We start from the raw sequence: 12,324 nt of genomic DNA on the forward strand, positions 1-12,324 counted from the left end.
GGGAGGAAATGATGAAATTTCAAATGAAAGATGTAATCCGCATGACCGCGATCGCGGTCGTGCCTGTCGCCGGAATGATATGGACCGGCCAGGCAAGCGCGGATGGGTCGGACCTGACTGTGTTCGACTGGTCAGGCTACGAGGACCAGGGTTTCTTCGGAGACTATATCGAAAAGCATGGAAGCGCTCCTTCCTATACCTTTTTTGGCAGCCAGGAAGAGGCCTATACCAAACTCCGGTCGGGCTTCGCCGCCGACCTCGCGCACCCTTGTACAGATGCAACCAAGAAATGGGTCGCCGCCGGACTCATCAAGCCGCTCGATACGAGTCGCCTAACAAACTGGGACAAGTTGCTGCCTGCGATCAGGGAACTGGAAGGTATCGTCGTCGACGGTGAGGTCTACATGATGCCCTTCGAATGGGGCAACACCGGGTTGATCTATCGGACGGACAAGATCTCCGACGACGAAATCTCGCTGCAATTGACCACGCAGCCCGAATATCAGGGCAAGGTCGCAATTCCGGACGCCGCATCCAGTGCCTATGCGTTTGCCGCGCTGGCGAGCGGAATCAAAAATTACGCCAACATGAACGACGAGGAATTCAAGAAGGCGTCGGATTTTTTGCGCAAGGTTCATCCCAATATCCGGCTCTACTGGTCCGATGCCGGGCAACTGGATCAGGCCATGGCCAGCGGCGAGGTCGTCATGGGATGGGCCTGGAACCAGTCCGAACTCAATCTGATCGGGAACAAGGTTCCGGCCGTCATGATGAAGGACGTAAATAAAGGGATCGCGACGTGGGTATGCGGTTACGTTCATCTGAATAGTTCGACCCAATCTGACGATCAGGTCTACGACCTGTTGAACGCGCTCAGCGCGACGGAAAGCGGCAAATACATCATTGAAGCTTGGGGCTATGCGCACGCCAATGCTGAGGGTATTGCCGCGGTCGACCCCGACGTCATCGCAACGTATGGTTTCGACAAAGCCGACGATTTTTTTGAACACAGCCTTTTCTTCGAAGCCGTAGACCCTGCCCTGGAAGCAAAAATGCTTAAGGAGTTCGAGCGTATCAAGGCTGGATTCTGAGTTTTTCTGGCGGCCGGGCCATGTTCCGAATGGATCATGGGCCGGTCTCCTGATCTGGCACCACACTCACTCCGGTAGGCGTCAATGCTGCAGCGCGGCCGCTACGGTATTCTGTTTGAACCGGTTCCCATCGGTCCGGTGACGGCGAAGAACCGGTTTTATCAGGTGCCCCAGTGCTGCGGCATGGGGCATTTGCGCCCGCAGGCGCATGCTGCCATGCGCGCAGTTAAGGCGGAAGGCGGTTGGGCAGTTGTCAGCACTGAAGAGACCGAAATTCATCCCAGTTCCGATCTTTCCCCCTATTCGGAGCAGAGGATCTGGGATGAAAAGGATATCCCGGCGCTGCGGCTGATGACCGACGCCGTGCACGAACATGACGCGCTTGCGGCAATCGAACTGGTCCACAACGGCTATCATTCGTCCAATCTCTTTTCGCGAATACCACCGCTCGCGCCCTCTGATATGGCGGTCGCCGGCGGATATCCCAAACAGGCGCGGGCGATGGACAAGTCCGATATCCGCGACCTCAGGCGTTGGCACCGACAGGCTGCAAGGCGGGCCAAAAAGGCCGGATTTGATGTCGTCTACGTCTATGCCGGTCACGGCATGACCCTGACCCAGCAATTCCTGTTGCCGCGGTTCAACACCAGGAGCGATGAATACGGCGGGAGCCTTGAAAACCGGGCGCGGCTGTTGCGCGAACTTCTGGAGGAGACGAAAGAGGAAGTCGGCGATAGCTGCGCCGTCGCCTTGCGATTCGCCGTCGATGAACTGAAAGGCGCGGACGGCATGCAGGCCGATGAGGAGGGGCGCGCCGTCGTCGAGCTTCTGGCCGAGTTGCCCGACTTGTGGGATGTCAATGTCTCCGACTGGGCGAACGACTCCCAGACAACGCGGTTTGCACCGGAGGATGGGTACCAGATCCGTTACGTGGAATTTGTCAAAACCATCACCAGCAAACCGGTGGTGGCGGTCAGTCGACTCGGTTCTCCCGACCTGATGGCGTCGCTGGTCAAACGGGGGATTGTCGATTTTATTGGCGCCGCGCGGCCTTCCATCTCCGATCCTTTCCTGCCGAAGAAGATCGAGGAAAATCGGATTGACGAAATCCGCGAGTGCATAGGCTGCAATATATGTGTCTCCAGTGACAATCTGGGTATCCCGATTCGCTGTACGCAGAATCCGACAATGGGCGAGGAATGGCGGCGCGGATGGCATCCCGAGCGCATCGAGCGAAAAGCGACGGACGCATCGGTGCTTGTGGTCGGCGCGGGACCCGCGGGCCTCGAATGCACGATGCAGCTCGCCCGGCGGGGATACCATGTCACGCTCGCCGAGGCATCAGACCAGCTCGGCGGGCGGGTCGCTGCCGAATCCGGCCTCAAGGGCCTGTCGGCCTGGCTGCGCGTGCGCGACAACCGGGTATACGAGCTACAACAGAAAGCCAATGTGGAGATTTTCACGGGAAGCGAATTGTCGGCCGAGGAAATTCTGGAACTGGGCATTGAAAATGTATTTCTAGCCACCGGTTCGCGATGGCGGGCCGATGGCGTGGGCCGTAGTTCCCGCGAGACCCTTGCCGGCTTGACCCATACGCAAGCGTTCACTGCCGATGACATCATGGCGCGTAGGGATCTGCCCGCAGGGCCCGTCGTGATCTATGACGACGACCAGGGATATCTGGGCGGCGTCATCACCGATCACTTGAGTGACGCCGGCCATGATACGACCATTGTCACGTCAGCCGGCGTTGTGTCTCCGTGGACAAGCACCACGCTGGAACAGGAACGCGCGCAAAGAACGCTGCTGCAGCAGGGCGTGAAAATCCTCGCCAATCTGACGATCATCGAGGTTTCGGAAGATACCGTGACGACGGGCTGCGTATTTACGGGTGAAAAATCGACAATTCCGTGTCGGGTGCTTGTTCTTGCGACGGAACGCACGCCTGTTAACGGACTCTACCGGCAGTTGATCGAGATGAAGGAGGCGGGTCGGGACGAGGCCTTCCGCCTCAATGTCGAAATCATAGGTGACGCGCTGGCGCCCGGATTGATTGCGGATGCGGTTTATTCCGGCCATCTTGCCGCACGAAATTTCCAATCCGACCCGGCCGAGATCGAACAGGCATTGTATCGGCGGGAAATGCCGTCCCTTGCGAACCAATGGTGAGCACTATGCAAGCAGTTGGCTATCGGGAAACCACGGATCCTCAAGCCATTCAAAGCCATATTGCCAAACACAAACTTGGCTATGCGCTCGAACGTCCGTTTTACACCTCCCGCGCGATCTACGAACGGGATCTGGAAAGGGTCTGGGACCGCAATTGGATCTGGGTCGGACATTTCAGTCAGATACCGGAAAGCGGGGACTACTTTCTGTTCGAGTTTGGAAGCGAATCCGTCATCATTGTCCGCGACAACAACGGTACCATTCGCGGCCATCTCAATACGTGCCGGCATCGCGGATCGCGTGTCTGTCTAAAGCGCTCGGGAAACGCCCGGTCATTTACCTGCCCCTATCATGCCTGGACCTACAATCTGGATGGCCAATGGCGTGCCGGCCGGCTGGTGCCGGAAGGTTTTAACGGACGTGATTACGGACTGCTGCCGGTCAATGTTCTGGATTTTCAGGGCCTGATTTTCATCTCGCTGTCGGCGTCACCGCCGCCAATCGAACCGGCACTTGAGCGTCTCGCTCCGATGACGGCGCCGTTCGGATTTGAAAAACTGAAGATAGCGCATCAGGCGTCCTACCCGGTTCCCGCCAACTGGAAGCTGGCGATTGAGAACTATATGGAATGCTATCATTGCGCGCCCGCGCACCGGGAATATTCCAAGTCCCACAGCCTCAAGGATCCCGCCGCGATGACGCCGGAACTGATAGCCGCAATGCAGGAAAGATCGATCAAGGCCGGCCTGCCGGTCGATGTACTCAACGAAACCGGAGATCGGACCAAACAGGTTGGAACCGACATCTATTATCGGCGCTACCCTCTTTTCCCCGGTTACCAGACGGGCAGCAAGAGTGGGGAAGGCGTGGCGCCGCCGCTGGGCGATCTTGCCTGCCATGACGGCGGGGCGACCGATGTCCAAATCGGCCCCTTGAACAACTTCCTCGTTTATTCGGACTACGTCGTGGGCTACCGGTTCATACCCACCGCACTTCAATCGACGGACATTCAGACGGTCTGGCTGGTCCGGTCCGACGCCGAGGAGGGGAAAGACTACGACCTCGAGCAACTCACCTGGCTGTGGCATGTGACGACACAGGATGACGAGCGGATTATCCGCCACAATCAGGAAGGTGTGAATTCCCTACACTACCGCCCCGGCCCGCTGTCCTCGATGGAATGGGGTATCGTCGATTTCCATCACGGCTATCTGAAAATGGTGGGCTAGGCGCGAGATAGAGTTCTCGCCGTCTTCGAAGCTACATGTGGATAGCCGCGCCACCTTCGGGACCAATAGCTGACGTACCCGTCCAATCGTGAGGCGAATGAGCCGGTATCCACACCCGCGACCGACCTATTGCGCGGGAAGCTCGTAACCGCCTCGGTCGACGTCGGCTTCCCCCTTGCTCGCCCTGTTGTTCGACATCCGGCAGTCCTTGACCACGAGTTGCGCATCATAGTTTTGTGACCCGGCACCGCCGGCCATCGCCACGTTGCTTATCATCGAACACCCGTCGATGCGGACGATCGAGGAATCGGTTGCCGCGATGCCACCGCCGCGCAAACCGGCCCGGTTCCCCTTGAAGCTGAGCTCCGTGCCCATCACGATGCTCGCCTCGAGTTGCGACGCGCGGCTAATCGTGTAGATCGCGCCGCCGTCGGCGCCTGCTTCATTGTCGATGAAACTGGCGTTGGAGAGCACCGGGCGCGCGCCATAGTCGACGAAGTACGCGCCACCCGACCAGCGCGCCCGATTACCCTCGAAGGCGACATCCGTCATCTTCGTGACAACGCCGACCCGATCGACGATCGCGCCGCCGAAGCCGGCTGAGTTGTCGGTGAAGCGGCAATTGGAAATGCTGACCTGTGCTCGGTTGTAGGAATACAAGGCGCCACCCTCCTGCGCCTCATTTCCGTCGAATACGCAGTTGGCCAAGGCCATGGAAAAGCCGGTGATCGTCGGGCTAAACGGGGCCATCTGAGTGGCGTCCGCGTAGTTGACGAGGCCACCGCCCTTCGAATCGTAACCGCTGCCGTCCGCATTGCCGGCGGTCACGGTCACGCCGTCGAGTCGGGCGCCATTGGCACCGACAAAAACATGGTAGGCGTTGTCGGAGGCCAGCATGCGTGCGCCGATGTCGCCGGAGAGCACGGTGATGTTCTGCTCCCAATCCCGGGCGTCAAGGCTTGTTTCGGAGCCGGTGAAACCGCCATAGACCGCGACACCGGGCTTCAGCCGAAAAGCCGCATGTCGTCCGTCACCCCTCGGCGTATAGATCCCGGCGGCGAGCCAGACCGACCCGGCCCGCTCCGCCGCCGCATCGATGCCGCTTTGAAGATCGCGAAAGGCCGATGCCCAAGACGAGCCATCGGGATCGGCAGCGTTGCTGGCCGCATCGACGTAGACGGGCGCGGCCGAGATGTCATGGGTTTTCGCCGCCGCGATATCCGCTTCATGCACTTCTCTTGCGCGCGCCGTCAGCTCCTTGACCATGGCGGCAATCTCGCCCGCTGGCACAGGTTTCTGGACTTCGTCGCCGACGATCGAACCGGCGATCTGGGGCTGGTTGTCGTGCCAGTTGTAGATGTCCGCGGGCCCGGCGGGCGCGCTGTTATCCCGGACGATTGTGTTGACCACGACAGGATTGTTGGCGGGGCCAGTGCCCTGATAGAGACCGGCACCGAGATCCGCCGCCACATTGTGAGTGATCACGCTGCCGACGATCACCGGCGCGGATCCGCCATCGTTGCCGATGGCCGCGGCTTGAAACGCCTCGTTCCAAACGAAAATGCTATCGCGAATCTCCGGCGAACAGCCGAAGTCGTTATAGATGGCGCCGCCCTTGCCGCCCGAGCGGTTGCCGACGAACAACGACTGGATAATGGTCGGGTTCGTCTCCATATCGTTGGAAATTGCGCCGCCGCGCATGATCGCCAGATTATTGCGGAACTCGCAGTTTTCGAATCGCGCGGCACGACGACTGACAAGATCTCGCGCCGAAGTGCCTTCCGCGGTCATGTTGTAGACCGCCCCGGCTTTCATCGCCCGGTTGTCGCGAAAGATGCAGTTTCGGACCAACGGTGCCGCGCGAAAGTTCAGCATGCCGCCGCCATTGGTGTCGTTTCCGCTGCCCCGCAGGACTGCCTCCGGCGTCGTATGGATCGGTTCGTCGGACGGGGTAGCGCCTTGCCTGTCGGCGGCACCGGCTTGGGGACCGCTCGGCGCAGCGGCTTGCCCGTCAGCAGCGCCGGGGCGCGGGCTGGGCGGCGCATCGGGGATCGCCGTGCCATGCGCGACGGTGACGCCGTCGAGCACCGCGTCGTCGGCGCCGACAACCACATGAAAACTGTTGTCCCGCCAATCCCCCGGCACACCTATATCGCCGCTGAGGATGGTTTCGTTCAGTCGCCACGCACGCGCGCTTCGCTCGGTCTCATCGCCGGCGAAGCCGCCATAGACGCCGACACCTTCGATGAGTGCGAAGGACGCGCGTCGATCATTGGCGTCGGACGGCCTATAGGTGCCACCCGCGACCCATATCTCGTCGCCGGCCTTGGCGATGTCGAGCGCTGCCGTCAGCGTCCGGTAGGCGCTGGCCCATTCCGAGCCGTCTCCGGCATCGTTCTCCACTGCTTGATTCACGTAGAGCACACGCGCCGATCCGGTCGCCGGATGGAGAATGCCAGCCATCACAGCGATAGCGCACAGGAATTGCCACATGATGATCGCTCCTCTGAAATGCTTTACCGGCGGCGGCCGATCACACACCGCGATGCACGCCTCAGGCACTTCCGATCATGCGCGCGAGCGTTGCGTCCCTATCGATGATGTGATGCTTCAGCGCGGCCAAGACATGCACGCCGATGATGGCGATAAGAGCATAGGCCACGACAAAATGGACCCATGCCGCCGCCGCCGAAACGGCTTTGTGCTCCGGTAGCGCCGGCAAGTCGAACAGACCGAACAGCGAAATCGCGTGGCCGCCGGTCGACGATGTGATGTAGCCGGAGATGGGCATGAACAGGATCCCGATCAGCAAGGCAATGTGGACCGCCCTCGAGGCCACCAGCTGCCAATGGGGCATCTCTGCGATCTCTTCCGGGAATCCGCGCGCGATCCGCCAGAGCACCCGCCAGGCTCCCAGGATAAGAACGAGCACCCCGATCGATTTGTGGATTTGAAGCAGTGCAAGCTGGTCGGGGCCGCGCCCCATCGCGTCGAGGTAGAGCCCGAAGGCCAGCATGCCAATGATCAGGGCGGCGATCACCCAGTGGTTGATGATGGAGATGGCGCCGAATCGCGCGCCGTTGGGAATCGGCCCTGATCGCATCGACATTTCTTGGCCTCCATCTTTGAAGTGTGGTTTGTGCCGACATTTCCCAGAAAACCTCCAATCCAGGGAAATCGTACCACTGGTCCACCGCCAAATCGACACTCGCGGGTTTGCCGCTGGGCGTCTGGGCCCATACCGAGCGCCTTTCGCGCTGTGGCCCGCGGTCCCTTGCAGGGGAAGCCGTAATGGCCCAATCTGAGGCTTCGATACCGGTCATCCGGTGAATGCCGGTTCAAGCTGAAAGACGGGCCGGACGATCCGCTGGCCGCTGGCGGACGCAATGGTGAGGCAAACTTCCGCGGTGAAAGACGATCGAGCGAGGCCCATACCTCGACCACCGACCCGGATGCGCGGCTTTACTGCAAGGGATCGGGCAAGGAGGCGAAGTTGTGCTTCATCGCTCACGGGCTGATGGAGAACCGGTCGGGGTTGCTGGTTGATGCTTACCTGAGCGCGGTTGACGGCCATGCCGAACGGGTGGCGGCGCTTCACATGATCTCGACGTGCGCGGTGCAATGCTGCCGAGACGGCATACAACTCCAAGGAGCACTCAGCAATGAAGATATTGAAGATCCGGCTTGCCCTTGCTGCCTTGGTCGTGGTCTCGGGTTTCACCATTGTCGAGGCATCGGCGCAGGATGCCCTTACCGGTGAGGAGAAGGGCTGGCTGGCGAAGGCGAGGCGCTCTGAGGCCGATGGCTGGATCCGCATCAAGGTCGGGGGCGAGCCGTTCGAGCGCGGATTCCAGCACGGATATTTGGTCGCCGAGGAATTCAAGGACGCCTGGCGCGTCTATAGCGCAATGACCCTGCAGACGACCGGCCTCAGCCTCGACTTCTTCGTCGACAAGGTGGTCGAGATGCACAAGTCACTGATACCGGCCGAGCAGTTGGAGGAGATGAGCGGCATCGCCGCAGGACTGACGAAGGCCGGAGTGCCGACGACGCTCGACCAGATCATCGGCTGGAACGCCTACATGGAAATTACCGGCTATTGGTGGCCGACCGTCGCCTCACAGTACAAGAGCGCCGCACCCGGCGCCGTCGGCATGAGCAAGGCGAAGAGCCATTGCAGCGCGTTCATCGCCACCGGATCGGTAACCTCCGACGGCAAGATCGTCATTGGCCACGAATCCTTCACCGAGTTCTGGAACGGCCAGTACATGAACCTCATCGTCGATATTACCCCGGCAAAAGGCGAGCGGATGGTCATGCAGACCTCACCGGGCTGGATCGCCTCGATGACGGACTTCTGGGTCACCGGCGGCGGGATGGTCGTCGTCGAAACCACGATCGTCGGCTTTGTTGGCTATGACCCGAAGAAAGTCCCCGAATATGTCCGCGCCCGCAACGCATCCCAATATGCGACGAGCATCGACGAATGGGTGAAGTTGATGGATGCTGAGAACAATGGCGGCTACGCCAATTCCTGGCTGATCGGCGACATCAAGACTAACGAGATTGCAAAATACGAACAGGGCCTCATCTACCAGAACTTCCAGAAGAAGACCGATGGCTGGTACTTCGGCGACAACGCCCCGGACGATCCGCGCATCCGCAATCTCGAATCCTCCGACGTCGGCTTCAACGATATCCGCCAGCAGACCGGCGCGCGGCGTATACGCTGGCCACAACTTCTGACGCAATATGAGGGCAAGATCAACGTCGAGACCGGCCAGAAGATTCTCGGCGACACCTTCGACGTCTATCTCATGCGGATCGAACCATCTTCGCGCACGATCTCTTCGCACTATGACACCGATCCGCAATTCTACGTCAGCGACCCGAATGCCGTGTGGAACGTGCCCTACTATCCGGCCGGATCGGTTGACGGGAAGGTGACGACGGCGGACGCGGCGAAGGAGATGAGCATGTGGGGTCGCTTCGGTCGCGCCGACGGCCTTGCCTTCGACGCCGACGAGTTCCTGCGCATCCATCCCCAGTGGAACTGGCAGGAGGGCTACCTCAAGAGCCGCCCGCACGAGCCCTGGAGCTATTTCGACGGCTCAAAATAGAACCGACGGAAATCGCGCCGATTTCCGTCGGCCGCGGTCTGGTGATCGGGTTCGCCGGGTCTATCCCCCACCTCGTGGGCGATCTCGGTTTGGCTTGCGCGGTTACCATGAGTCTTGGTCCGAGGAATCATCTGGGGAGTATCGGTTTAGAGCGGCAACAGCGCTCCCCGACCTCTTAGAACGGGCCGCACTCACGCCCCCTTCGCTTCCGCCGCCCTCACCAGCGCCCGAATCGTGATTTCGTTGACGTCCAACCCAACAGCCTGCATGTTCTTCATCGCCTCGGGCGCGATTTGCTCGGCATGGCGCCAAGCCTCTTCCACGTTGGCCTCGAATACGTCGCCCCATTCGGCCCGCAGTTTCTTGCCCGTGCGATCGGCTTCCGCCAATATCTCATCTTCGCTTGGTGGCCTCGAACGCGCTGACCGGGGCGTTCGAGGGCGCAAATGGCGCCTGGAGGGTACTCATAGGGTACTTTGCACGCCCGCCTGCCGGTCGCTTTTTTGCGACGTTTATCGTCGAGCCCAGTCGAAGGCAATATTATCTGCAATTGACTTGCCCTGGAATAGACCAACCTCTTACGACTGAATAATTCGAATATGGAGTAGTGACCTACGAGCGCCCGCTTGATCTCGGCGTTATCCGAATGGACACTAGCTAGAAGCAAATGTTGGACAGATGGGGTGATCGGGACCAACAGATCTGACGTACCCGCATTGCCGATCGTGAGGCGAATGAGCCGTTATTCACACCTCCCAAAGGACGGCCACCGACAACAATCCTACATCCCACGTGGCGAATACCTGCCTTCTTGTTCTGAGCGGTCTATCGGTTTGCAAGATCGGCAAGACAGGCAGCAAGGACACGGGTTCCCGCGGCCAAGTCCTGCGGTGCGGCATATTCCGCTTCGTTGTGGCTCAGACCGTCTTTGCATGGAACGAAGATCATTCCTGTCGGACAGACTCTATTCATGTTTTGTGCGTCGTGGCCACCGCCTGAGGGCATGACCTTGAACGGCACCCCGAGGGATTCCGTGTGCTTGTGAACGGTTTCGACCATGTCGGGGCGAAAAACGGTTGGAAGGGCGTCGAGGGTCTTTTCGATGGTCACCTCGCAGCCGCGCGCGTGCTGTCGGCAGACTGGTTCGATTTGGGATAGGAACCTCTCGAAGGCCTCGGTTTCCGGATGCCGAAAGTCGATGGTAAAGAAGACGCGTCCCGGGACCGTGTTGGGCGAACCGGGAAACACCTCAAATCGTCCGAACGTGCAACGGACCGTATCCGTCGGATCTTCCATGACCTGTTCGAGGGCACCGACCATCTCGGCGGCCGCTTTCAGTGCATCCTTGCGGGTCTTCATCGGACTGGTGCCGGCGTGGGCCTCCTGACCGAGTACTTCAATGCCATACCATCGAATGCCTTGAATGCCGGTGACGACACCAATGGTCTTCTCCTCGGCCTCCAAAACGGGGCCTTGTTCGATATGGGTTTCGATGTAGGCGGCGGCTGGGAACCCGGTCTTTCGTCTAAGGATGTTTGGCTCGGCATCGAGGGTCTCCTGGAGAGCGCGCTCGACTGAAATCCCGTCCTTGTCGACAATGGGTAAGGCTTTTTCCGGTGGGAGTTGTCCAGTGAACACCAAAGAGCCCATGAGCCCCGGCTGAAAGCGGCTACCCTCTTCCCCCATCCAGGCGATGACCTCAATCGGCCGTTTCGTCTGTACGCCGGATTCGTCAAGTGACACGAGCGCCTCGAGACCGGCCATAACGCCGTAGATACCGTCGAATTTGCCGCCCTTCGGCTGGCTGTCGATATGGCTACCGGTCGTCACCGGCGCAGCATCCGCATCGGTTCCGTTGCGCCGGACGAAAAGGTTCCCAATATCATCGGTGCTGATTTCGAAACCGTGTTCGTCTGACCACGTCTTCATCTGTTTGCGTGCAGCGATGTCCTCGGTCGACAAAGCCTGACGGTTGACGCCCCCGTTGGACAGGGCGCCGTATTGGGCCATGGTCATGAGGCGGTCCCACAAACGTTCTTCACTGACCGCGTTCGCGGCCTTCTGTTCCAACGATTCCGCCATCATTTCCTCCTTGAGAACTGCACAATGGGCTAGTTCGCTCGCCCAATCGCCCTGATTGTTGGGTATCCTGCGTCCCAAACTGCGGCAAATACTTTCACGAAATTAATAGTCGGGAACATCCGGCGTCCAAATGATTGAAGAAAAGAGTGATCAGCTAAGCCTCCGCCACTGCCACCTTCTCTGTGGCTCTAGTCGGTTGTCACGCCTTTGAATCCACTGCGCTTGAGCCTACTCTTATGCTTGGTATGTATGACCCGCCCCCACGGTAAATACCGCGCGCCAGTTTAGACCAGTCGCGGTGTTCGCCGAGCGGCGATTTGCCGGCAGCCCGTCAATCGCGGAGGGCAGTTCGCGACGGTGAGGCTCGATCCGTCTTGTTCCGCTGAACCTTGAGAACTTGATGCACTGATCTGGCATCCAAGACCGTGGCTTTGAAGCCCAGTGCGGTCGGCTCATGCCACAGCCAACTTGCGAGCGGACCTGTCTCGACGGCTAATACCAAATCCCGTTGATCATGACCTATGTGCCCATTGCCTGTGTCCGATCGACATGATTTTCCAGGGCTGATCGATGAGCTTGTTCCAGGCGTCACAGCAGTGGTCGACGATGTCGTCGTATGAGTTGAAGACGCGG

Annotated in this window: 9 protein-coding genes and 1 pseudogene; 5 read left to right on the top strand and 5 right to left on the bottom strand. The window is 59.7% G+C overall.

Going from position 1 to position 12,324, the window contains the following annotated elements; all coding sequences use genetic code 11:
- Positions 1–23: 23 nt before the first annotated feature.
- From GY791_03270 to GY791_03280, 3 genes are all read left to right on the top strand, one after another.
- Positions 24–1,091, top strand: a complete 1,068-nt coding sequence (locus tag GY791_03270; protein ID MCP4327443.1) for an extracellular solute-binding protein — start codon at positions 24–26, stop codon at positions 1,089–1,091.
- 84 nt (positions 1,092–1,175) lie between these two features.
- A complete protein-coding gene (locus GY791_03275; GenBank protein ID MCP4327444.1) occupies positions 1,176–3,260 on the top strand; it encodes an NADH:flavin oxidoreductase in 2,085 nt (694 codons plus the stop codon).
- A 5-nt stretch (positions 3,261–3,265) separates the two neighbouring features.
- Positions 3,266–4,489: an aromatic ring-hydroxylating dioxygenase subunit alpha gene (locus GY791_03280; GenBank protein MCP4327445.1), complete on the top strand. Its 1,224-nt coding sequence runs from the start codon at positions 3,266–3,268 to the stop codon at positions 4,487–4,489.
- Between the two features lie 126 nt (positions 4,490–4,615).
- On the opposite strand, the gene GY791_03285 is transcribed toward GY791_03280, so the two are convergent.
- The gene (locus tag GY791_03285; GenBank protein ID MCP4327446.1) at positions 4,616–6,982 is read right to left on the bottom strand and encodes a DUF1565 domain-containing protein; all 2,367 of its coding nucleotides are present in this window, start codon (positions 6,980–6,982) and stop codon (positions 4,616–4,618) included.
- 61 nt (positions 6,983–7,043) lie between these two features.
- Complete coding sequence (locus GY791_03290; protein MCP4327447.1) at positions 7,044–7,598, bottom strand: cytochrome b; 555 nt, start codon at positions 7,596–7,598, stop codon at positions 7,044–7,046.
- 231 nt (positions 7,599–7,829) lie between these two features.
- On the opposite strand from GY791_03290, the pseudogene GY791_03295 reads away from it, so the two are divergent.
- A pseudogene (locus tag GY791_03295) lies at positions 7,830–8,093 on the top strand (IS5/IS1182 family transposase).
- A gap of 58 nt (positions 8,094–8,151) precedes the next feature.
- Positions 8,152–9,609 (top strand): peptidase C45, encoded by a 1,458-nt coding sequence (locus GY791_03300; GenBank protein ID MCP4327448.1) that lies wholly within the window; start codon positions 8,152–8,154, stop codon positions 9,607–9,609.
- 191 nt (positions 9,610–9,800) lie between these two features.
- On the opposite strand, the gene GY791_03305 is transcribed toward GY791_03300, so the two are convergent.
- From GY791_03305 to GY791_03315, 3 genes are all read right to left on the bottom strand, one after another.
- Complete coding sequence (locus GY791_03305; protein ID MCP4327449.1) at positions 9,801–9,998, bottom strand: hypothetical protein; 198 nt, start codon at positions 9,996–9,998, stop codon at positions 9,801–9,803.
- Positions 9,999–10,434: 436 nt separating this feature from the next.
- A complete protein-coding gene (locus tag GY791_03310; protein ID MCP4327450.1) occupies positions 10,435–11,691 on the bottom strand; it encodes a M20 family metallo-hydrolase in 1,257 nt (418 codons plus the stop codon).
- A gap of 512 nt (positions 11,692–12,203) precedes the next feature.
- A partial coding sequence (locus GY791_03315; protein ID MCP4327451.1) for an IS630 family transposase occupies positions 12,204–12,324 on the bottom strand: 121 nt, incomplete at its 5' end.

It is taken from the genome of Alphaproteobacteria bacterium (assembly GCA_024244705.1).
Taxonomy (GTDB): domain Bacteria; phylum Pseudomonadota; class Alphaproteobacteria; order JAAEOK01; family JAAEOK01; genus JAAEOK01.

Coding starts and splice junctions, on each gene's coding strand:
- GY791_03270 (MCP4327443.1), top strand. CDS start 24: ATGAAAGATGTAATCCGCATGACCGCGATCGCGGTCGTGCCTGTCGCC.
- GY791_03275 (MCP4327444.1), top strand. CDS start 1,176: ATGCTGCAGCGCGGCCGCTACGGTATTCTGTTTGAACCGGTTCCCATC.
- GY791_03280 (MCP4327445.1), top strand. CDS start 3,266: ATGCAAGCAGTTGGCTATCGGGAAACCACGGATCCTCAAGCCATTCAA.
- GY791_03285 (MCP4327446.1), bottom strand. CDS start 6,982: ATGTGGCAATTCCTGTGCGCTATCGCTGTGATGGCTGGCATTCTCCAT.
- GY791_03290 (MCP4327447.1), bottom strand. CDS start 7,598: ATGTCGATGCGATCAGGGCCGATTCCCAACGGCGCGCGATTCGGCGCC.
- GY791_03300 (MCP4327448.1), top strand. CDS start 8,152: ATGAAGATATTGAAGATCCGGCTTGCCCTTGCTGCCTTGGTCGTGGTC.
- GY791_03310 (MCP4327450.1), bottom strand. CDS start 11,691: ATGGCGGAATCGTTGGAACAGAAGGCCGCGAACGCGGTCAGTGAAGAA.